Origin of the sequence: Streptomyces blastmyceticus (genome assembly GCF_039521185.1) — a bacterium.
GTDB lineage: Bacteria > Actinomycetota > Actinomycetes > Streptomycetales > Streptomycetaceae > Streptomyces > Streptomyces blastmyceticus.
This window is the reverse complement of sequence record NZ_BAAABW010000023.1, coordinates 83,806-106,350: the sequence shown is the minus strand read 5'-3', so window position 1 is coordinate 106,350 and position 22,545 is coordinate 83,806. Positions and strand designations below refer to the sequence as shown.

9 protein-coding genes are annotated in these 22,545 nt (G+C 72.6%); 3 read left to right on the top strand and 6 right to left on the bottom strand.

Annotated elements, in window-relative coordinates:
- Positions 1-14: 14 nt before the first annotated feature.
- Genes ABD269_RS20645 through ABD269_RS20635 form a run of 3 tightly spaced genes read right to left on the bottom strand, consistent with a single transcriptional unit; the run spans position 15 to position 3,039 of the window.
- On the bottom strand, positions 15-488 hold the full coding sequence (locus ABD269_RS20645; RefSeq protein ID WP_301889956.1) for a LeuD/DmdB family oxidoreductase small subunit: 474 nt from the start codon (positions 486-488) through the stop codon (positions 15-17).
- Positions 489-524: 36 nt separating this feature from the next.
- On the bottom strand, positions 525-1,934 hold the full coding sequence (locus tag ABD269_RS20640) for a LeuA family protein (protein WP_301889955.1): 1,410 nt from the start codon (positions 1,932-1,934) through the stop codon (positions 525-527).
- Positions 1,935-1,971: 37 nt separating this feature from the next.
- The gene (locus tag ABD269_RS20635; RefSeq protein ID WP_344119822.1) at positions 1,972-3,039 is read right to left on the bottom strand and encodes a class I SAM-dependent methyltransferase; all 1,068 of its coding nucleotides are present in this window, start codon (positions 3,037-3,039) and stop codon (positions 1,972-1,974) included.
- Between the two features lie 620 nt (positions 3,040-3,659).
- On the opposite strand from ABD269_RS20635, the gene ABD269_RS20630 reads away from it, so the two are divergent.
- Positions 3,660-5,174: an MFS transporter gene (locus ABD269_RS20630; protein ID WP_344119820.1), complete on the top strand. Its 1,515-nt coding sequence runs from the start codon at positions 3,660-3,662 to the stop codon at positions 5,172-5,174.
- 21 nt (positions 5,175-5,195) lie between these two features.
- On the opposite strand, the gene ABD269_RS20625 is transcribed toward ABD269_RS20630, so the two are convergent.
- Positions 5,196-5,900, bottom strand: a complete 705-nt coding sequence (locus ABD269_RS20625) for an IclR family transcriptional regulator (RefSeq protein WP_344119818.1) — start codon at positions 5,898-5,900, stop codon at positions 5,196-5,198.
- A 196-nt stretch (positions 5,901-6,096) separates the two neighbouring features.
- Between ABD269_RS20625 and ABD269_RS20620 the strand changes: the two genes are divergently transcribed.
- Positions 6,097-7,539: an MFS transporter gene (locus tag ABD269_RS20620; protein ID WP_344119816.1), complete on the top strand. Its 1,443-nt coding sequence runs from the start codon at positions 6,097-6,099 to the stop codon at positions 7,537-7,539.
- A 199-nt stretch (positions 7,540-7,738) separates the two neighbouring features.
- Positions 7,739-8,584, top strand: a complete 846-nt coding sequence (locus tag ABD269_RS20615; protein WP_425572940.1) for a COG4705 family protein — start codon at positions 7,739-7,741, stop codon at positions 8,582-8,584.
- A 72-nt stretch (positions 8,585-8,656) separates the two neighbouring features.
- Here the strand turns inward: ABD269_RS20615 and ABD269_RS35520 are convergent, their stop codons facing one another.
- Together ABD269_RS35520 and ABD269_RS20610 are read right to left on the bottom strand one after the other, a co-directional pair.
- Positions 8,657-8,734 (bottom strand): 50S ribosomal protein bL37, encoded by a 78-nt coding sequence (locus ABD269_RS35520; RefSeq protein WP_486387815.1) that lies wholly within the window; start codon positions 8,732-8,734, stop codon positions 8,657-8,659.
- 102 nt (positions 8,735-8,836) lie between these two features.
- Positions 8,837-22,405, bottom strand: a complete 13,569-nt coding sequence (locus ABD269_RS20610) for a type I polyketide synthase (RefSeq protein WP_425572944.1) — start codon at positions 22,403-22,405, stop codon at positions 8,837-8,839.
- Positions 22,406-22,545 lie beyond the last annotated feature (140 nt).

Below are 22,545 nucleotides of genomic sequence, written 5' to 3'. Positions count from 1 at the left end.
ACCTCTCACATTTCTCAGGTGGTGGCGAGCAGATGCTCGATGAGGCCGCCGTGCCGCACGATGTCGAGCACATGGTCCGGATAGCGGGGGAAGGAGAAGCGGGAGGACCCGGTGGTGATCTCCCCGCGCTCGACGTCCACCTGGATCCCGTCGCCCTCGACCGCGGCCTCGGCCGCCTCGGGGCACATCACCACGGGCAGACCGATGTTGATCGAGTTCCGGTAGAAGATCCTGGCGAAGGTCGGAGCGACCACGGCCCCGGCTCCCAGGGCCTTGAAGACCCGCGGCGCCTGTTCGCGGGAGGATCCGCAGCCGAAGTTCTTGCCCGCGACGATCACGTCACCGGGCTCGAACTCCTCCGCGAATCCCGGCCGCAGCGCTTCGAAGGTGTGCCCCTTCATGGCGTCGATTCCGGGCAGGAGCAGATATTGCGTGGCAATGATCTGGTCCGTGTCCACGTCCTCGCCGAACTTCCACACTTTGCCCACGGTGCTGTGTTCCTTTCCCGGCCTGCTGCCGCAGGCCTACTGCTCGGGCTGTTCGCGTACGGGTCCGGTACGGAGTGCGGTGGTCTCGCGGAAGATCCGCGCGACCTCCTCGTCCTTCACACCGAGACCCGCCAGGTGTTCGTAGTAGCTCCGCACCGGCCCGCCGAAGTCGTCGGCCGCCGCGCGGCTCTCCCGCCGCTCCTTCACCTGGGTCAGGACCTCTTCCACCACCTTGCCCAGGTCGTCCTCGGCCAGGTCGCCGGCGACCCCGAGGTCGGTCAGGAGACGGATCACGCCCGCCGCCCCGCTGTGCTTGCCGAAGACGAACCGGTGCTCGCCGCCCACGACTTCGTGGTCGATGGTCTGGTAGATGGCCGGGTGGATCTCTATGCCCGCCGTGTGCATCCCCGACTCGTGCGCGAAGACGTTGTGGCCGATGATCGGCTCGTGCGGCTGGATGGGAATTCCCGAGAACACCTCGATGGCCCGGCGCAGCTCCCAGAGCCGGTCGTAGCGGAAGGCGGGCAGCTGCACTCCGTACAGGTCGCGCAGGACCATGACGACCTGGTGTATCGAGGTGTTCCCGGCTCGTTCCCCGATGCCGCACGCCGATATGCTGGCGTGCGTCGCGCCGTGCCCGAGCGCCCGTACGGTATTGATCGCGCCGAGGCCGAAGTCGTTGTGGAAGTGCGCGGTGACGGGGAATCCGGGCAGGGCCTGCACCAGCGGCGGGATGTACGCGTCCACCGCTTCGGGTGTGAACACCCCGCAGGTGTCGGAGAAGCACAGGCGGGTGCCCCCGGCCTGCCGGCACGCCCGGGCCCATTCGAGCAGGTAGGGCATGGTGGCGCGGCTCGCGTCCTCGCTGGCGAATTCCACGACGCCGAAGCCGAGTTCGGCGGCGTACGCGATGTGGTCGGTGATCAGGTCCAGGTTCGCCTTCCGGTACCACTCGACCGGACGGCTGAGCCACTGGTCCTCCGCGACCCCCTTGTACTTCAGCAGCGTCCTGCCCAGCTTGTATTTGAGATGCAGGTCCGAAGCGGTGGAGAGCACGAGGATGCCGGCCGACCCCGGATCCTCACCGGCCTCCCGCACCGCCTCGGCCGCGGCCCGGATGTCGTGGCGCGTGGCCCGCGCGATCGTCATGATCTCCAGGTCGGCGCGGAGTCTGCCCGACCGGCGCGCGAGGAGGATCCGGCGCAGCGCCTCGCGGTCGGATGCCGAGGATGCCGGGAACGCGGCCATCAGCACGTCGACGCCCATGTCGTTGAGGAGACCGGCGAGTTCGAGCTTCTGTTCCGGGCTGAAGGCCACCCCGGGCATCTGCTCGCCGTCGCGCAGCGTCTCGTCGTAGATGTGGATGCGGTCGGGGAAGTTCTTGCCCGTGGTGAACTCGACCGGCTGCCGTACCAGGTTCTCGAGCGGTTCCCGCAACTCGATCACTGTCGCGCTCCATTCTGCGCCTCGGCGCTGCTGCCGTTCATGCCGATGTGGGGGATTTCCTGAGGAGCCACGCCGTTCTGGGAAAGGAGTCGTTGTTGTCCACGACGCCCGGCGGAAAGTCGGATCTGTGCTGGGTCTCCAGTCCCGCGTGGCGGAACCACCGCTCCCACAGCTCGTGCGGGACGATGCTGCTCTTGTACGGCGTGGAGTCCAGCTCACGGATGGCCGCCAGGCTGCGCCGGTCACCGGTCTCGACGCCCGGCTCCATCACCAGGACACTCCCGCCCGGCCGCACGGTCCGGGCGGACGCCACCAGCATCCACTGCGGTTGGCGCACGTGGTGGAGCACGTCCTTGAGCACCAGCAGGTCGGCATCGGCGTAGTGGGGCCGATAGGCCTCCAGAGGCGTGATCAGGCGCTGGGACAGCCCCTCGGGGCGCCTGCGCGGCACGGTCCCGGTGTCCACGCACACGACACGGGCCCCGGCCTCCCGGACGAGGATTCCCTCGAACTCCCCCAGCCCGGCGCCGATGCTGAAGATCCTCGGGCGCTTGGGCAGGAGCGCCCGCAGGTTGCCCTCCAGCCGCGACCAGCAGGCCAGGGCCGTCTCCCGGGCACGCAGGAGGGCAAGTTCCTCGACGACGCGACGGACCACGTCGGCAGGCGGCCCCACGAAGCGGGCCATGGCGTCGAGCTCCTGGGTGAGCACATCCTCCTGGACCGTGGAGAACCCGCCGTCCACGGCCCGGAGCAGGGACGTACCGGCGCAGGGCGACCGGTTGAGGCGGTCGATCTCTTCCAGGAGTGGCGTGAAATCAGGCGGTGCTGATGAGGCGTCAGGTATCAACTCGGCCAGGCCATGGCGCCTGCTGTGTCCTATCACGTCCCTCAGCAGGCCGGTCATCCGGTCCGCGAAGGCCTTTTCCCCGCGCGTGGCCAGTCCGTATTCCCAGGGCCTCACGCGGTGGGACCTCAGCGACACGCGGATCTGCGCGAGGTCGCAGAGGAGTTGCCATCGCGCGGCGGGCTCCCCCAGCGTCACGGCGAGGCGCGAGGCGAGAAAGGCGTAGTTCACCTTCAGCGTGGCCACCGGTATGTCGTCCACGTCGTCCTGGAGGGATTTCCGGCGGACGCGCCGGCAGTTCCCGGCGCCCGCCTCATCGCTTGCTGTGGTGCCACGCGCTGACAAATCGCCTCCCTGCAGCTGCTTTCGTCCCGCTGCGTTCTTCCCCAAGCCACTGGGTTCCGCATGTGGCCGGATCGAGGGCGCACCGGTCGCACGGCGACAACCGGTGGCGGCGGCTACCGGCCACGGCGAAGAGACTAGGTGCACCGCCCACCGATGCCTATATAGCGATACACGCCATCTCAGCATGCGGGATACGGTCACCCATCCCACGTCCGTGCGTGAGGCCTTGAAATGCGTCAACCAGCCTGTACTCAGGACAATCTGACGGCCTGTGAGCAATGCTCGCCCGCGCGTGGCCCCGCATCCTGCCATCCGCATCGCGAACAACGAAGGTATCCGCCGTCGGCCGTTGGCTTGTTCTCGGCCTTTCCGCCAGGAGGCACCCGCGACCGGCGCGATCTCCATGGCGCGGGCCGACTACCATCACTGCGCGTCGCCCCAAGCCACGACGGTTCCCCTTGCCCATGCGTCCCGGAACGACGGCGCTCCCCACGCCGTCCCGGGACTCCCGCACCCACCCTTGCGAGGCTCCCGTCATGCACAACCCGACCGTCCAATCGCCCGAGGCGACAGGGCACCCACGACGCAAGGCCGTCCTCGCGACCATGTGCGCCGCGGTCATCCTCGTGGTGTCCATGGTCTCGGCGGTCAATCTCGCCGTCCCCAAGCTCGCCAAGAGCGATCTGCAGCCCAGCACCACCCAGTTGCTGTGGTTCGTCGACTCCTACGTCATCGTCTTCGCGTGTCTGCTGATCCCCGCCGGGGCCGTCGGCGACCGGTACGGCCGGCGGCGGTCGCTGACCTGGGGGCTGGGCGTCTTCGCCCTGGGCTGCCTGGTGTGCGCCGTCGCACCCGGCATCACCGTCCTCCTTGCGGGCCGGGTCATCACCGGCGTGGGCGCGGCCTTCGTCATGCCGGCGACCCTGTCCCTGGCGCTGTACGCCTTCCCGCCCGCGGAGCGCCCCCAGGCCATCGCCACCTGGACGGGCGCCTCGGGCATCGGCGGGGTCGTGGGCTATCTCTTCGGCGGGGGCATTCTCCAATTCCTCCCGTGGCAGGGGCTGTTCATCGCGATGGTGCCGGTGACCGGGATCGTGATGTTCGCCACCCGCCTCGCACCCGCCCCTCCGCGCCACGCGTCCCCGATCGACCCCCTCGGCACGGTGCTGCTGGTCCTCGGATTCGTCGCGCTGCTGTACGGCGTGATCGAGGGCCCCTCGCTCGGCTGGTCGTCCACGCGCATCATCTGCGCGTTCGCCGTGGGGGTCGTGCTCCTGTGCGCCTTCGCCCTCCAGCAGAGCCGCAGCGAGCGGCCCATGCTGGAGCCCCGGCTGTTCAGGTCCCACGGCCTGCGGGCGGGCACGCTCGGCGTCACCGCCGCGTTCTTCGCGATGTTCGCGCTGTTCTTCACCAACGCCCAATACCTGCAGTACGTCAAGGGGTTGAGGCCCTTCACCGCCGGGGTCGCCTTCCTCCCGCTGGCCGTCTGCATGATGCTGGTCTCCAGGCGCAGCGCCCGGCTGTCCGCCCGCTTCGGCGCGCGCGGCGTCATGGTCACCGGCGCGGTGCTCATCGCCCTGGCCCTGCTCTGCATCTCGTACGCGGACGCCTCGACGCCGTACGCGCTGTACGCCGTCTATCTGCTGGCCGCGGGCGGCGGCATGGGGCTGTGCCTGCCGCCGCTGTCCACCAGCATCATGACCTCCCTGCCTCCGCAGCGCGCCGGACTCGGCTCGGGGCTCAACAGTGCCGCGCGGGAGGTGGGCAGCGCGCTGGGGGTCGCGGTGATCGGCACGATCACCACCAGCAGGTTCTCGAAGGCCCTGGGCGACCCCTCGGTGCACGCCCACCGCCGTTCGGCGTCGGAGGTTTTCGCCGCGGCCACCCGGATCGGCCCCGCCGAGCACGCACGGGCGGTCGACGCGTTCAGCAGCGCGGCGGGTACCGGATACCGGGTCGTGGCCGCCGTGCTGCTCGTCGCGGCGCTCCTCGCGGTGTTCTGGCACCGGGCCGCCGACCGCCCGGCCACGGCGGTCCCGAAGGAGAGTTGACGCCGCGCCCTTCCCGGACGGTCAGCCTTCCCCGGTGGGCTTCCGCCCCGACGCGTTCCCCTCCAGCGCGCTGTGCAGCTCGGCCTCGATCAGGTCCGCCGCCTTCCTCAACTCGGCGCGCAGGTCTGCGGCCTGCTCCCTGACCCGCCCCGGTCCCGACAGGCTCAGGGCGGCGGCGACCCGCCCCGAGGGGACCCGGATCGGCACCGAGAGCACGGACACCGATTCCGAGTGCGTCAGGGCCCAGCCCTGCCGGCGCACGCGCCGCAGGGTCCCCTCTTCGAGCCCCTCTTGGGGTGGCCGCTCGTCCCAGGCGGTCAGGACGTGGCTCGACGCGTCGTCCCCCAGCGGGAAGGTCGCTCCGCTCGTCACCACGTCGCGGAGCCCGCTGAAGGGATTGGCCGCCGCCAGGCATTCGAAGCACATCCCGCGCCGCCGGTAGAGCTGTGCGCTCAGGCAGGTGGTCCCGCAGAGGAGCTCGGTGATGTCCGGGGCGACCCTGACGAGCACGCCGCCGTCGAACACCGCGCCGAGCTGGTGCACTCGCGGGCCGACGACGAAGCCGTGGTCGCCGTCGACATCGACGAATCCGTGATGGCGTAACGCGGCGAGCAGACGGTGGGCCGTCGACCTGGGCAGACCGGCGGCGGTCGCCGCCTCCTCCAGCCCGGCCGTGCCGCTCGCCACCGCCGACAGCAGCGCGACGGCCCTGTTCAGAACCTTCATGACCCCCTCCAACTGGCCCTGGGGAAACGGCGGATCTTCGTTCCGCCCCGCCCCTTGGCACGAGTGATGATGCACAGTACATTCACCGTCCGACCAGACTGCAAGACACGTCATCTCATGATTCGGTCCCGTGGCGTCGGCACCCGGGGGGTGTGTCGGCGGCCCGGACGGTCCTCACATCGCGAGGGAGCGTTCCATGCGGGAGGAAGCGACCCTCCAGGCGGGCCCCGCCCAGGTGGCGGCCCGCCTGGACCGGCTGCCCATCACACGCAGACACCGGGCTGGCGTCGTCACCGTGGGCCTCGGCCTGTTCTTCGACATGTACGAGATCTTCATGTCGGGCGTCCTGGGCGCCGTGCTGGCGGACGAGTTCCGCCTCGGCCGCACGGCCACCTCGACCGTCCTCGCCTCCGCGTTCATCGGGATGTTCCTCGGAGTCGTCGTCATGGGCCAGCTGGCCGACCGCTTCGGCCGTCGCGTCTGCCTGCTCGCGTCCATCGGCATCTACGCCACGTTCTCCCTCGTGGGAGCGGCGAGCGTCAACGCCCCCATGCTCATCGCCGCCCGCTTCCTGGCCGGAATCGGGATCGGGCCGGAACTCCCCTTGGCCGACGCCTACTTGAGCGACCTCCTGCCGGCCCGTTTCCGCGGCCGGTACACCGCCTGGGCCTACACCGTCTCGTTCCTGGGAGTTCCCACGGTCGGCCTGATGGCCCACTGGCTGGTTCCGGTGAGCCCGCTCGGACTGGCCGGGTGGCGCTGGCTGTTCCTCATCGGTGCCGCGGGCGGATTCTGCGTGCTGTTGCTGCGGCGGCATCTCATCGAGTCCCCTCGCTGGCTGGCCTCGGTGGGCCGTACGGAAGAGGCGGAGCGCGTCCTCCGCGACCTGGAAGACGGTGCGGGGCTGCCCCGCTCCCCCGCCCTCTCCGTTCCCCACGCGCCCGTCACCCGGCACACACCCGGTGCCAGGCCTTCCCTCACCCCCGCGCACCGGCGCCGCGCGGCGATGATGGCGGTCTTCCATCTCCTGCAGGGGATCGGCTTCTACGGCTTCGGGACCATGGCCCCGCTCGTCCTGGCCGCCAAGGGATTCTCCATCGTCCATTCGCTGCTCTTCAGCGCGGTCACGTTCTTCGGCTATCCGCTCGGGTCGCTCGCCTCCATTCCGTTGATCGAGAGAATGGAGCGCAAATACCTGATCGTGGGCACCGCGCTGGCGATGGCGGGCGCCGGACTGGCTTTCGGCCACGCGCAGGACAAGGTCACCATCATGGTCGCAGGCCTGTGCTACACGGCCGTCAGCAACGTGTTCTCCAACGCCTACCACGTCTATCAGGCCGAGATCTTCCCCACGGCGCTGCGCGCCACCGCGATCGGCTGGACCTATTCGCTCTCGCGCGTGACCAGCGCCGTCATGCCGTTCGCCATGGTGCCCTTCCTCAACAGGTTCGGCTCCGGAACGCTCTTCGCGGTGGTGGCCGCCGCCATGACCGTCATCGCGGTCGACATCGGGGTGCTGGGCCCCACGGCGAACGGGCGCTCGCTGGAAGAGGTGAACGAGCCGGCCGGCGCGATCCGTCGCAGCACGCCCGGCCACGAGCACCGGGCGGACGGGTCCCGCCCCCGCATCCGGCCCTGAGGGAGCTGCCCGACGTCACCCGGCTACCGGCCGCGGCAGCGCCCACGTCGCTCATGGGTTCATGGTCTACAGTGCCCTACGCACTGGCCGGGTCGGCCGAAATCGCTTCGTTCGCGCCGGGGCGGCTCAAGCATGCCCGGGCGGCGGGACAACCTGCAGTTGGCGGCGCGCGGCGCCGTCAGGAGCGAGCGGAGCGACGATGGCAGAGCCAGGCGGCAGAGCGGTGACCGAGCGGCCATGGGGAGTGCCGGGCCGAGTCCTCCCGCCCCATGAGCGGTCCGAACCGCTCTGGAGCAAAGTGCCGGAGGTCACCGCTCTCTTCTGGGGCGTGAAGGTACTCACCACCGGCATGGGCGAGACGGCTTCGGACTACCTGGGCCGGACGCTCGGCCCGATACCGGCCGGGAGTCTCGGGCTCCTCGGGCTGGCCGCCCTGCTGACGCTGCAGTTCCGGTCGAGCCGCTACCGGCCCTGGATCTACTGGTCCGCGATCGTCATGGTCAGCGTCTTCGGCACCATGGCCGCCGATGTCGTGCACGTCGTGGCCGGAATCCCCTACGCCGTCTCGACCGTCGCCTTCTCCCTCGCGCTGGCCGCCGTTCTGGTGGCCTGGTACGCGTCCGAGAAGACACTGTCCATCCACAGCGTCCGCACGCGCCGCCGTGAGACCTTCTACTGGGCGACGGTGCTCGCCACCTTCGCGCTCGGCACCGCGATCGGCGATCTCACCGCAGGCACCCTGAAGCTGGGCTACCTGCCGTCCGGCATCCTCTTCGCCGCCCTCATCGCCGTGCCGGCGCTGGCGGGCCGCTTCGCGGGCCTCGACCCGGTCACCGCCTTCTGGGTCGCCTACATCCTCACCCGCCCGCTCGGAGCCTCGTTCGCCGACTGGATGGGCGTCTCCACCGGCCGCGGCGGCCTCGGCTGGGGTACGGGTCCGGTCAGCCTCGCGCTGCTGCTGCCGATCGCCGCCCTCGTCGGCTACCTGGCGGTCAGCCGCAAGGACACACCGCTGGAGCAGCGGATCGCCGGCGCTGTCGCCTGACGACGGACGGCACGGAAGACCGGCAGGAGAGCTCCGCTTCTCCTGCCGGTCTTCCGCTTTTGCCTCTCGCGTTCAGCACTGTGGCCGACGGCCGTGGTTGGCCGCCTTGCGGCTACGCGCCTTCTTCTTACGGCGTCGCTTCGAGGACATGCCGCCTCCTCTCCCCGTAGCACTTTCGCCCAATTTACACCCTTTGCCGATATGCCGCCCGATGATCAAGTACCCGGCCGCCGACGACAGTCGAAGGCCATATCAGCGGGTGCGCCCCTGTTCACCGAGCCAGTCGGTGATGTGGGCGGCGGTGGTGGGGGCGTGCTGGTTGATGAGGGTGAAGTGGTTGCCCGGTGTGGTGAGGGTGGTGGTGATGTGGGGAAGGGCGGTCTGCCAGGCGCGCGGCCCCGGGTCCGTCCCCGGCGCGACCGGGAGGGGCTCCGAGGCCCGGAGGAGCAGCGTCGGGAAGGGGGCGGGTCCGGGGGCCCAGGTGCGCAGGAGCTGTTCGGTCCAGGCGTAGGCGGAAAGGGCGGTGGCGGTGTAGCCGTCGGTGAGGTGCTCGCGCTCGTACAGGCCATGCCACAGGTGGGGAAGGAGCGCGCGGGCGGTGGAGGTTCTCAGGTCGTAGGTGTCGAGGAGGACGACGGCCCGTACGGGGGTGCCGTGATCGGCGAGGTGGCGGGCGGTCGCGTGGGCGAGGATGCCGCCGGACGAGGTGCCCAGGAGGGTCACCGGCCCGGCGGCCTCGCCGTCGGCCTCGGCGGTCACGGCCTGTGCCAGCCCTGCCACGAGCGCTTCGAGGGTGGCGGGCAGGTCCTCGTCCGTGCCGAAGCCGGGGGGCGTCAGGCAGGAGATGTCCCAGTGTTCGGGGAGGGCCCGGGCGAGTGCGAAGTAGGTGTCCGGTCCGGTCAGGGGCACGATCGGGGCCACGCAGATCAGGCGGGGGTCCGAGGTGCCGGCGGTGAGCCGGTCCATGGCGGGCGGGCGGGGCTCGGTGCTCTTGGGCCTCAGGGCGGCGAGTTGGGACAGCAGGGTGCCGGCGTCGTCCGGGCGGCCGGTCCGTACGGCCTCGCGGTGGAGTCGGGCGACCAGGTCCGTCGGGGAGCCGCCGACGGTGCCGTGCCCGGGTGCCGGCGGGGCGGCAAGGTGGTCGAGGAGGTGGTCGGCCAGGTCGGCCGGGGTGGGGTGGGTGAGGACGACGGTGCTGGGCAGGGCGGTGCCGGTCGCCGTGGCGAGCCGGTTGCGCAGGTCGACCGCCGCGAGGGAATCCATGCCGTTGTCGCGGAACACCGCGTGCTCGGCGACCGCTTCGCCGGATGCGTGGCCGAGCGCCGCCGCGGCCTCGCCGCGTATCAGGTCCAGGACCAGTCGCCGCTGCTCGGTGGCCGAAAGGCTCCGCAGCCGCGTCGTGAACTCGCCGTCGCCGGTGGTGGGTACGGGCCGGTCGAGGTCTCGCGCCTCGGGCAGTTCACCGAAGAAGGGGTTGGGGCCTGCTGTGGTGACGACGGGGAGGTAGCGCTTCCAGTCGATGTCGGCGACCGTCAGCGCGCTCTCCTCCTCGTGGAGTGCCTGGGCGAGGCCGGCCAGGGCCAGGTCGCCGTCGAGGAAGGACACCCCGGTGCGCAGCAGTTGCTCGGCGGCGGGCTCGCCGAGTTGCTCGCGGGCCTCTTCCCAGGGGCCGAAGAAGACCGACGTCGCGCGGGCGCCGCGGGCGCGGCGCTGTGCCGCCAGCGCCTCCAGGTACGCGCCGGCCGCCGCCTGTGCGGCGTGGTCGCCCACTCCCCAGGCTCCAGCCATCGAGGAGGGCAGGACGAAGGCGTCCAGTCCGGTGTCGTCGAGGAGTTCGTCGAGGTGCGCGGCACCGGTTACCTTGGCGTGCACCGCGTCGGCGACATGGCCGGGACCGGCCGTGGCGAGCGGGCCGAGGGTGCGGGTGCCTGCCAGGTGGACGACCGAGCGCACCGGGGTGCCGTTCGCCGAGAGCTCGTCGAGCACGGCGGCCAGGGCTTCCTTGTCGGTCAGGTCGCAGGGCACCGCCTCGGCGTTCGCGCCCTGGGCGTTCAGCTCCGCCAACAGCTCGGTGGCGCCGGGTGCGGCGGGGCCGCGGCGGCTGAGCAGCACCAGGTGTTCGGCGCCCTGCCGGGCGAGCCGGCGGGCGGTGCTGCCGCCCAGGGCCCCGGTGCCGCCGGTGATCAACGTCGTGCCGCGGGGTGTCCAGGTGACGGGCGAGTCGGCTCGTGCGGGTGCCTTCACCAGGCGCCGGACAAGGACGCCCGAGGAACGCACCGCCGCCTGCTCCTCCCCCGGGCCCTGCGCGAGCAGCGCGGCGAAACGGCCGGCCGCCTGGGCATCGAGCCGCTCGGGGAGATCGGCCGATCCGCCGCGCAGCGAGGGTGCTTCCAGGGTGGCGGTACGTGCGATGCCGAGGGTCATGGCCTGGCGCGGGTCGCGTACCGGGTCGGCCGGGCCGGTGGAGACCGCGCCGCGGGTCACCGTCCACAGCGGCACCCGGGTGCCGGAGCTCATGAGGGCCTGGGTCAGGGAGACGGTCAGGGCCAGACCGGCGGGCGGTGCGGACCGGTCGGCGTCGGATTCCTCTCCCGTGGCGAGGAGCGAGAGCACTCCGGCCGTGCGGTCGAGGTCGCCGAGTCGTGCCGTGAGCATCCCGGGGTCGGTGCAGGTCCCGTCGAGGACCACGCGGCGGACCCGGGCGCCGTGTGCCGTCAGGGCGTCCGTTACGTCCGCGTCGTCGGTACCGCCGGCGGTGACGACGAGCCAGGTGCCGGTCAGGGACGGGGCGGCGGGGACGCGCAGGGGTCTCCAGGCCGTCCGGTAGCGGCAGTTGTCGACCAGGGCGTGCCGGTCCTGCCGCTTGCGCCAGGCCGACAGCGCGGGGAGCACCGCGTCGAGGGCGCCCTTGTGCTCGGCTTCGAGACCGATGAGTGTGGCGAGGACAGCGGCGTCCTGCTGCTCCACCGCCTCCCACAGCGGCCCGTCGGCGGAGACGGGCGTGCTGGGTGCCGGGGTGGGCGGGGCGGTCCAGTAGGACTCGTGCTGGAAGGCGTAGGTCGGCAGGTCCACCGCGCGGCCGCCGGTCAGCGCCGTGGGCCAGTCGACGGGCACACCGTGGGCATGGGCCTCCCCCAGCGAGCGCAGGACGCGGTCCCATCCGCCGTCGTCCCGGCGCAGGGTGCCCAGGGTGACCGCGGGGCTGCCCTCGTTCTCGATGATCTCGCTGGTGCCGACCGCGAGCACCGGATGCGGGCCGACCTCGATCATGACGCCGTGTCCCTCGCGCACCAGGCCTGTCATCGTCTCGGCGAAGGAGACGGTTTGGCGCAGGTTGCGGCACCAGTAGCGGGCGTCCAACTCCTTCGTGTCCAGGCGGCCTCCGGTCACCGTGGAGTGGAACGGCACCTCCGACGCTCGGGGCCGTATGCCGGCCAGCAGCTCCAGCAGTTCGGGCTCGATCCGGTCGATGTGCGCGGAGTGGGCGGCGAAGTCCACCCCGGGCAGCCGCCAGCGCATGAGCCCGGCGGCGGACAGGGCGCGCTCGACCTCGTTCAGAGCAGCCGGGTCGCCGGAGACCGTCACGATCCTCGGGCCGTTGACCGCCGCGATCGACACGGCGCCGGATACCTGGTCCAGCACCGCCTGGACCTGCTCGCGCGGGGCCATCACCGACATCATCGCGCCGGTCCCGGACAGCCGTTCCCGGATCAGGCGGCTGCGCAGCGCCACCACACGGGCACCGTCCTCCAGGGACAGACCTCCGCTGACGCAGGCGGCGGCGACCTCGCCCTGGGAATGACCGACCACCGCGGCCGGCTCGACCCCCAGCGAACGCCACACGGCGGCGAGGGAGACCATGACCGCCCACAGCAAGGGCTGTTGCACATCGGGCCGCCCATCGAGCGGAGGCGTGCCGGGCTCACCGCGCATCACGCCGGTGAGCGACCAGTCGATGTACGGGGCCAGGGCCGCCCGGCATTCGTCGACGCGGGCGGCGAAGACGGGCGAGGTGTCCAGGAGTTCGGCCGCCATTCCCGGCCAGGCCCCGTCCTGGCCGGGGAAGACGAAGACCACCGGGCCGCGTTCGGGCGCGGTCCCCCGCAGCACACCGGGGTGCGCGGTGCCCTGGGCCAGGGCGGTCAGGCTCTCGTGCAGCGCCGCGCGGCCGTCACCGACCAGCACCGCCCGGTGCTCGAACGCGGCACGGGTCGTCGCCAGCGAGTAGCCGACGTCGAGGGGCCGCAGCTCGGGGCGGTTCTCCACGTGGGTGAGGAGCTTCCGGGCCTGGGCGCGCAGCGCGGCGGCTGACTTGCCCGACAGCGGCCAGGCCACCGAGGCGGCGGTCAGCGCTCGACCGGTGGGCGCCGGGGCCGGTGTGTCGGCCCCGCTCACGGGCTCGACGACGGGCGTGGGGGCCTGTTCCAGGACGGCGTGCGCGTTGGTGCCGCTCATGCCGAACGCCGAGACCGCGCACCGCCGCGGTCGGCCGAGAACGGGCCACGGCGTGGTCTCGGTCAGCAGGCGGAGCGCTCCCGCGTTCCAGTCGATGCGCGAGGACGGCTCGGTGACATGCAGCGTCTTCGGCAGCCGACCGTGCCGCAGCGCCATCACCATCTTGATGACACCCGCGACACCGGCGGCGGTCTGGGTGTGCCCGATGTTGGATTTGACCGAGCCGACCAGCAGCGGCGGGTTGCCGCCCCGGTCCTGGCCGTAGGTGGCCAGCAGCGCGTGTGCCTCGATCGGATCGCCCAGCGCGGTGCCGGTCCCGTGTGCCTCGACGGCGTCGACGTCGGACGCGGCAAGTCCGCTGTTGGCCAGGGCCTGCCGGATGACGCGCTGCTGCGCCGGACCGCTGGGCGCGGTCAGCCCGTTGGAGGCACCGTCGGAGTTCACCGCCGACCCTCGGACGACGGCCAGCACCCGGTGACCGTGCCGCACGGCGTCCGAGAGCCGCTCCAGCACCAGCAGGCCGGCGCCTTCGGCGATGCCCATGCCGTCCGCGGACTCGGCGAACGCCTTGCACCGCCCGTCCGGCGCCATGACCCGGTGCCGGCTCAACGAGACCAGCACGTCCGGGCCTGCCAGCACCGTCGCACCGCCGGCCAGAGCAAGACCGCTCTCCCCCGAGCGCAGCGACTGGCACGCCAAGTGGAGCGCGACCAGGGAGGAGGAACACGCCGTGTCCACCGTCACCGACGGCCCGGCCAGGTCGAACAGATAGGCAAGACGGCCCGACAGCACGCTGGGGAGCGTCCCGGTGAGCTGGTATCCGTCGGCGTCCGCCGATGCTCCCGCGCCGTAGGTCTGAGAGAGCGCGGAGACGAACGTGCCGGTCGCGCTTCCCCGCAGGGAGGCCGGGTCGAGCCCCGCGCGTTCGAACGCCTCCCAGGCGAGCTCCAGCAGCATCCGCTGCTGCGGGTCCATCGCGGCCGCCTCACGCGGGGAGATCCCGAAGAATCCCGCGTCGAACTCGGCGGCCCCGTCGAGGAAGCCCCCCGCCCTCGCGGAGGTCCTGCCCGCCCGCTCCGGGTCGGGGTCGTAGACGTCCGGGTCCCAGCCGCGGTCGGCGGGCAGCGGGGAGACGGCGTCCTCGCCCGCGGCCAGCAGCTCCCACAACTCCTCGGGCGAACGCACCCCGCCGGGGAACCGGCAGCTCATTCCGATGATCGCGATCGGCTCGGCGTTGGGCACCCCGGCCGTCGGGACGACGCCCCGGCCCTGCTCGCCCGTCCCACCGTCCAGCTCGGCCCACAGGTGGGCGGCCAGTGCCTCGGGGGTCGGGTGGTCGTAGACCAGGGTCGAGGGCAACCGCAGACCCGTGCGTTTGCGCAGGGCGTTGCGCAACTGGTTGGCGGTCAGGGAGTCGAAGCCCAGGTCCTTGAACGACCGCCCGGACCCGACCGCCGCCGGACCTGCCAGCCCCAGCACCGCGACCACTTGCTCCCGCAGCAACTCCAGTAGCTGAGAACGAGCTTGATCACCTGTCAGTCCGGCCAATGGGTCGGAGTTCCGAGTAGCGGTGGCGGCGGTCCGGCGGACGGGTACGGCGGGGACCAGGCCCCGGAAGACGGCGGGGACCGTGTCGCGCGCCCGCAGAGCGGCCCGGTCGACCCGGGCCGCCACCACCGACGCCCCGCGCGCCGCGCTCGCGGCGTCGAACCAGGCCAGTCCCTGCTCCACGGAGAAGACCGGCAACCCGGCCCGGGCGATCCTGCCCAGCTCGGCTGCGCTCAGCCCGGCGGACATACCGGCGTCCTGCGGCCACGGCCCCCATCCGATGGACAGGCCCGCGAGACCTTCCGCGGCACGCCACTGCGCCAGCGCGTCGAGGAACGCGTTCGCCGCGGTGTAGGCGGCCTGTCCCGCGTTGCCCAGGACGCCGAAGACCGAGGAGAACACCACGAACGCCGTCAGGTCGCGATCGCGGGTCAGTTCGTGCAGGTGCCAGGCGCCGTCCAGCTTCGGACGGAAGACCGTCTCCAGCCGGTCCGGGGTCAGCGTCTGGACGAGTCCGTCGTCGAGCACACCGGCGGCGTGGACGACGCCGGTCAGCGGGTGTTCGGCCGGGATGTCCGCCAGCAGCGCGGCCAGGGCCGCGCGGTCGGAGACGTCGCAGGCGGCGACGGTCACCCGAGCGCCCCGCGCGATCAGCCCGGCCACCAGCTCGTCGGCGCCCTCGGTATCGGCGCCCCGGCGTCCGGCCAGCAGCAGGTGCCGGACCCCGTGCTCGGCGACCAGGTGCCGGGCGACCAGCGCGCCCAGGCCGCCCAGACCACCGGTGACCAGCACGGTGCCCTCACCGCCCCACACCGGGTCCGACGAGCCCGGAACGTCGGCGGTGACCAGGCGCGGCACCAGCAATTTACGGTCACGCAGCGCCAGTTGGGGCTCGCCGCAGCCCAGCACGGCGCTTCGCACCCCCGCGGCGGCCGATGCGAGATCCCCGTCGTCCGCGGGGTCCACATCGAGCAGTACGAAGCTGTCGGGGCTCTCCTGCTGGGCCGAACGCACCAGCCCCCACACCGAGGCCGCCACGACATCCGGTGTCGCCCCGGGCGCGGTGGCCACCGCGCCGCGGGTCACGAAGACCAGCCGGGAAGGCCGCTCGACACCACTTCCGCCCTCGTCCGCCAGGTGCTGCCGCAGCAGGTCGAGGACGGCGGCGGTGACGGTACGGACCGCCTCCGGCACCGGCACACCGACTGGCGCGGCGACCGGGATCAGCACCGCTTCCCCGGCCGCACCGAGGTCGCGCCCGCCGGATTCCGGCACCGGGGCGGGCAGCCAGTCCAGGCGCAGCAGAGGCTGACCGGCCACGGGCCGCGGGGTGTCGACGGCTGCCGGGCGCAGTGCCAACGAGCGTACGGAGAGCACTGGTTCGCCTGCGGCGTCCGCCGCGGTCAGCGTGACCGTGTCCTCGCCCGTCCTGCGCAGCCGCACCCGCAGCACCGACGCACCCACGGCGTGCAGGCTCACTCCGGACCAGGCCACCGGCGACAGCCGGTCGGGCGAGCCGTCGAGACCGGTCAGCGACGCCAGGGACAGCGCCGCGTCCAGCAGGGCGGGGTGCAGGCCGAAGTCGTCGGCATCGTCGGCGAGTTGCTCAGGGAGCGCGACCTCGGCCAGCACCTCCTCACCAACCCTCCAAGCCGTCCGAACAGCCCCGCGCCCGGCGTCGGGCCGGGGCTCGTGGAGGTCGTTCAGGTCGACCGGTACGGCGCCCTCCGGCGGCCACACCTGCTCGTCTCCCATCCCGGCCGCGGGCGCGCCGGGTGCGAGGACGCCGGTGGCGTGCAGCGTCCAGGGTGCGTCAGGGGTGTCGGCAGGCCGCGCGTGAATGCTCAGCGTGCGACGGCCACCGTCGCCGGGTCCACCGATCGCCACCTGGATCCGTACACCGCTCCCGGCCTCCCCGGCGAGCACCAGCGGGGCGGCCGTGGTGAGTTCCTCGACCGCGCCGCAGCCGACCTCGTCGCCCGCCCGTATCGCGAGCTCCAAGAACCCGGCCCCGGGGAAGGCCGCCTCATCGGCCAGCCACGGCTGCTCCGTGACCGGCAGCCGCCCGGTGCACAACAGACCACCGCTGCCGGGAAGTTCCACGACCCCATCGAGCAGCGGGTGATCCATACGGTCCAGCCCTGCCGCCCGGTCCGTGCCGGTGGTGGCGATCCAGTACCGGTCGCGCTGGAAGGCGTAGGTCGGCAGCGCGATGCGGCGCGCGCCGGTGCCGGCGAACAGCTCGGCCCACCGCACCGGGACACCGCGGACGTACAGCCGAGCGGCCGCCGTCACCGCCGTGGCTTCCTCGCCACTGTTCCGGCCCAGCAGCGGCACCGCCTCGACGCCCACCACGTCGATCAGGGCGTCCTGGGCCAGCGTGGACAGTGTCGCGTCCGGGCCCAGTTCCAGGAAGGTACGGGCTCCGGCGGCGGCCGCCGCGGCGACCGCGTCGGCGAACCGCACGGTCAGCCCGACGTGTTCCACCCAGTAGCCGGGGGTGCGGATCAGCTCCGCGTCGATCTCCTGCCCGGTGACGGTCGAGACGATCGGGATGCGGGGCTCGCCCAGGGCCAGCCCCTCGACGACCGTGCGGAAGCCGTCCAGCATCGGCGTCATCAGCGGGGAGTGGAACGCGTGGCTGACCTGCAACCGCGTCGCCTTGCGCCCGTCGGCCGCGAAGCGTTCCGCGATCGCCTCGACCGAGGCCGTCTCCCCTGAGATCACCACCGCCTGCGGGCCGTTGACCGCGGCCAGCCCCGCCCGGCCCCCGGAAGCGGCGAGCAGCGGCGCCACCTCGTCCTCGGTGGCCCGCAGCGCGACCATGGCGCCGCCTTCCGGCAGCGCCTGCATCAGCCGTCCGCGGGCGGTGACGAGCGCGCACGCATCCGGCAGGGACAGCACCCCGGCCACGTGTGCCGCCGCGATCTCCCCGACGGAGTGCCCGATCAGCACATCGGGCACCGCCCCCCAGGACTCCACGAGCCGGAAGAGGGCCACCTCCAGGGCGAACAGCGCGGGCTGGGCGTACTCGGTACGGTTCAGCAGCTCCGCGTCGTCGCCGTACACCACCTCGCGCAGCGACCGCTCCAACTGCCCGTCCAGCAACGTGCAGACCTCGTCCCACGCGGCCGCGAACACCGGGAACCGGGCGTACAGTTCGCGGCTCATGCCCAGCCGCTGCGCGCCCTGGCCCGCGAACAGCAGCGCCACGGGGCCGGGGTCGCCGACCACGGTGCCCTCGGCCACCCGCACGGCCTGGCCAACACTGTCCTCCGTGCCGTCCGCGCCGCCCGTCGTGGCCACCAGGACCGCTCGGCACTCCAGCTCGGAGCGTGTCGTCGCCAGCGAGTAGCCGACGTCCTGCGCCGTCGCGCCGGTCGCGGCTACGAAAGCGGCCAGCCGGTCCAGCCCGGCCTCCAGCGCCGCCTCGGTACGGGCCGACACCGGCCACGGCACCACCGCGGGCCCGGCCTGCGCCGGGAGCGCGGCCGGTGCGGGCTCGGCGGGACGGCCGGGCGGGTCCTGCGGCGGCTGCTCGACGATCACGTGCGCGTTCGTGCCGCTGATCCCGAACGACGACACGCCCGCACGGCGCGGCCGTTCGACCCTCGGCCACGGAACGGACCCGGTGAGCAGCTCCACCGCGCCGGCAGACCAGTCCACCTGCGACGACGGCGCGTCCACGTGCAGCGTCCTGGGCAGCACACCGTGGCGCATCGCCAGGATCATCTTGATGACGCCCGCGACACCGGAGGCGGCCTGGGTGTGCCCGATGTTGGACTTCAGCGACCCCAGCAGCAGCGGACGGTCCCGGTCCTGCCCATAGGTGGCCAGCAGCGCCTGGGCCTCGATCGGGTCGCCCAGCCGGGTGCCGGTGCCGTGCCCCTCCACCGCGTCCACGTCCGAGGGCACCAGACCCGCACCGCCCAGGGCCTGGCCGATCACCTGCCGCTGCGCGATCCCGCTCGGTGCGGTCAGGCCGTTCGACGCGCCGTCGGAGTTGACCGCGGAACCGCGCAGGACCGCCAGCACGTGGTGACCGTCCCGGATCGCGTCCGAGAGCCGTTGCAGCACCAGGATGCCCACGCCCTCGGACCATCCGGTGCCGTCCGCGGCCTCCGCGTACGCCTTGCAGCGGCCGTCGGGCGACAGGCCGCCCTGCCGGGCGAACTCCACGAAGATGCCCGGCTCGGACATCACGGTGACACCGCCGGCCAGTGCCAGGGAGCACTCGCCGGCCCGCAGCGCCCGCGCCGCGAGATGCAACGCCACCAGCGACGAGGAGCAGGCCGTGTCCACGGTCAGCACCGGGCCCCGCAGCCCCAGGGCGTAGGCGATCCGGCCGGAGAGGACACTCGGCGAGGTGCCGGTCAGCAGATACCCCTCCGTGTCACCCGAGCCGTCCTTCAGCCGCGGGCCGTAGTCCTGGGCCATCGCCCCCACGAACACCCCGGTCCGGCTGCCGTGCAGGGACGACGGAGCGATCTCGGCCCGCTCCACCGCCTCCCAGCTCACCTCCAGCGCCAGCCGCTGCTGCGGGTCCATCGCCCGCGCCTCACGCGGCGATATCCCGAACAGCGCCGCGTCGAAACGGTCCGCGTCGTACAGGAACCCGCCCGGCCTGCCGGTCGCCGTCATCTCCGATGCCCACCCGCGGTCGGTGGGCATCTCCGAGATGGCGTCCGTCCCGTCCGAGAGCAGCTCCCACAGCTCCTCCGGCGAGGTCACCCCGCCCGGGAAGCGGCAGGCCATGCCCACGATCGCGACCGGTTCGTCCGCCTCGACGGCGCCGGGCGCCGGCGACGCGCCGCCGGTCGCCGGGCCGGCGAATTCGGCGACCAGATGGTCCGCGAACCGGTCGGGCGTGGGGTGGTCGAACAGCGCGGTGTTGGCCAGCCGCAGTCCGGTCGCGGCCCTCAGGCGGGTCACCAGCTCCACCGCCATGGCCGAGTCGAAGCCCAGCTCCCGGAAGGAGTGCGCCGGGTTCATCCGGTCCGCGGAGGAGTGGCCGAGCACCACCGCCGTCTCCGTACGCACCAGCCGCGCCAGACCGGCGCGCGTCCACGCGGCCTCGGATCCCACGCGAGCCGACTCCGGACCGGCGGCGGGCCCGTCCGCGACGACGGCCTGTCCGGCCCCGGCCGCCTGAGCGGGCGCGCCGGACGGCTCCGGGAGCCAGTACCGCTCCCGCTGGAACGCGTACGTCGGCAGGGCCACCCGCCGGGCGCCGGTCCCGGCGTACGCCCGCGGCCAGTCGACCGGCAGACCACGGACGTACAACTCCGCCAGGCATGTCAGGAACCGGTCCTTCCCGCCGAGGTCCCGGCGCAGCGTGCCGACGGCCACCGCCCGGGCGTCGGCGGCGTCGGCGGTCTCCTGGATTCCGCCGGTCAGCACGGGGTGGGAACTGACCTCGACGAAGAACCGGTGGTCCTGCTCCAGCAACGTCCGCACCGCCGGTTCGAAACCGACGGTCTGCCGCAGGTTGCGGTACCAGTACCCGGCGTCCATGCCGGTGGTGTCCAGCCACGCGCCGGTCACCGTGGAGAAGAACGGCACCCGCGTACGGCGCGGGGCGATGCCCTCCAGCGCGGCCGTCAGCTCCTCGCGCACCCGCTCGACCTGTGCCGAGTGCGAGGCGTAGTCCACCGCGATGCGGCGTACCCGTACGTCGGCGTCCGTGAGTTCCTCGAACAGTGTGTCCAGCGCTGCCGGTTCACCGGAGACCACGACCGAGCCGGGTCCGTTGACGGCCGCGACCGAGATCCGGCCGTCCCAGCGGTCCAGCCGTGTCTCGACCTCGGCCCGGGGCAACGGCACCGACAGCATGCCGCCCTCCCCCGCCAGCCGGCGGGCGATGATCCGGCTCCGCAGCGCCACGACCCGTGCCGCGTCCTGGAGCGACAGCGCGCCGGACACGCACGCCGCGGCGATCTCCCCCTGTGAATGGCCCACCACCGCGTCCGGGACCACCCCGTGCGCCTGCCACAGTGCCGCGAGGGACACCATCACCGCCCAGGAGACGGGCTGGACCACGTCCACCCGCTCCAGCGACGGCGCCCTCTCGGCCTGTCGCAGCACCTCCGGCAGCGACCAGTCCACGTGGGGTGCCAGTGCGGCGGTGCACTCGGCCAGCCGCTCGGCGAACACCGGGGATTCGGCCATGAGTTGGAAGCCCATGCCCGCCCACTGCGAACCCTGGCCGGGGAAGACGAACACCGTCCCGCCCTCGACGTCGGCGGCTCCCCGTACCACGCCGGGCGCGGACTCACCGTCGGCCAGTGCCGCGAGCGCGTCCGGTCCGTCCTTCCGGTCGGGCGCGAGGACGACGGCACGCTGCTCGAAAGCGGTGCGGGTGGTCGCCAGGGAGAAACCCACGTCCATCGGATCGAGGTGCTGGTTGTCCTCCATGTGGCGGGCCAGGCCGACGGCCTGTGCGCGGAGGGCGTCCCGGGTCCGCCCCGACAGCGGCCATGGCAGGGTGCCGCTGACGGCATCGGCGCGCGCGGGCGCGTTCCCGGACGCAGGCTCGGCGGCGGACACGATCAGGTGACAGTTGGTGCCGCCCATGCCGAACGAGGACACCCCGGCCAGGGCCCGGCCGTCGCGGTAGGGCCAGGGGCGGGTCGTCGTCACCACGTCCAGGCGCCACTCGTCGAAGCGGATCCGGGAGTTGGGCCGTTCGAAGTTCAGGCTCGCCGGCAGCTCGCCGTTCCGCAGCGACAGCACGAGCTTCACCAGGCCGGTGATGCCCGCGGCGCCCTCCAGATGCCCCACGTTCGTCTTCACCGAACCGACCAGCAGCGGGCTGTCCTCGCGGCGGCCCGCCCCGTGGACGGCGCCGAGCGCCGCCGCCTCCACCGGGTCGCCCACTCGGGTACCGGTCCCGTGCAGCTCCACGTACTGCACCTCGGCCGGGTCCACGCCCGCACGACGGCACGCCGCGTCGAGCACCGCCCGCTGCCCACGTGGGTCGGGCGTCGTCAGGCTCTCGGCCGGGCCGTCGTTGTTGACCGCGCTCCCCTCGATGACGCAGTAGATCTCATCGCCGTCGGCGAGCGCCCTGGCCAGTGGCTTGAGCAGCACCATCCCCGCGCCCTCGCCGCGGACGTAGCCGTTGGCGCGTTCGTCGAAGGTGAAGCAGCGGCCGTCCGCGGACAGGGCGCCGAGCCGGTCCGCCGCTATCGCGCTGTCCTGCACCAGGTTGAGCTGTACGCCGCCGACCAGTGCCGTCGCCGACTCCCCGCGCCGCAGGCTCTCGCACGCCAGGTGCACCGCCACGAGCGAGGACGACTGCCCGGTGTCCACCACCAGGCTCGGCCCTCGCAATCCCAGGAAGTGGGAGATCCTGTTCGCGATCACGCTGCGGTTCAGGCCGGTGAGGGTGTGGTGCCCGACGGCTTCCGGTCCCCTGCGCCGGTCCAGCGCGCCGTAGTCGTCCGCGGTCACGCCGACGAACACCCCGGTGTCGCCGCCCCGCACCGCGGCCGGCAGGACGCCCGCGTCCTCCAGGACCTCCCAGCCCAGCTCCAGCGCGAGACGCTGCTGCGGGTCCATCGACCGCGCCTCGCGCGGAGAGATCCCGAAGAACTCGGCGTCGAAGCGGTCGACTTCATCCAGGAAGGCGCCCCGGCCGGTCGTGCCGAATGCTTCGGCCTCATCGCCCCACCGGCCCGGAGGCACCTGCGTCACCGCGCTCACCCCGCCCGTCAGCAGCCGCCAGAACCGCTCGGGATCCCCCGCGGACGGGAGTCGGCAGGCCACCCCCACCACCGCGATGGCATTGCCCCTCGCACGGATGCGCTCAGCAGGCATGGACTCGGATCGGCTCACGGCACCGCTCCCCCAACTCTTCGTCTCAGCAGGTTCGGCAGGGAGAGAGCACGTACCGCCACACGCCCGTTCTCCAGGAATCAGGCGGCACAGGACTGCCGTTCGCGTCGTGCATCAATAAA

What these genes read in the sequence shown, in the direction of transcription:
- ABD269_RS20620 (WP_344119816.1), top strand. Translation starts at nt 6,097, where the DNA reads ATGCGGGAGGAAGCGACCCTCCAGGCGGGCCCCGCCCAGGTGGCGGCC.
- ABD269_RS20625 (WP_344119818.1), bottom strand. Translation starts at nt 5,900, where the DNA reads ATGAAGGTTCTGAACAGGGCCGTCGCGCTGCTGTCGGCGGTGGCGAGC.
- ABD269_RS20615 (WP_425572940.1), top strand. Translation starts at nt 7,739, where the DNA reads ATGGCAGAGCCAGGCGGCAGAGCGGTGACCGAGCGGCCATGGGGAGTG.
- ABD269_RS35520 (WP_486387815.1), bottom strand. Translation starts at nt 8,734, where the DNA reads ATGTCCTCGAAGCGACGCCGTAAGAAGAAGGCGCGTAGCCGCAAGGCG.
- ABD269_RS20610 (WP_425572944.1), bottom strand. Translation starts at nt 22,405, where the DNA reads ATGCCTGCTGAGCGCATCCGTGCGAGGGGCAATGCCATCGCGGTGGTG.
- ABD269_RS20630 (WP_344119820.1), top strand. Translation starts at nt 3,660, where the DNA reads ATGCACAACCCGACCGTCCAATCGCCCGAGGCGACAGGGCACCCACGA.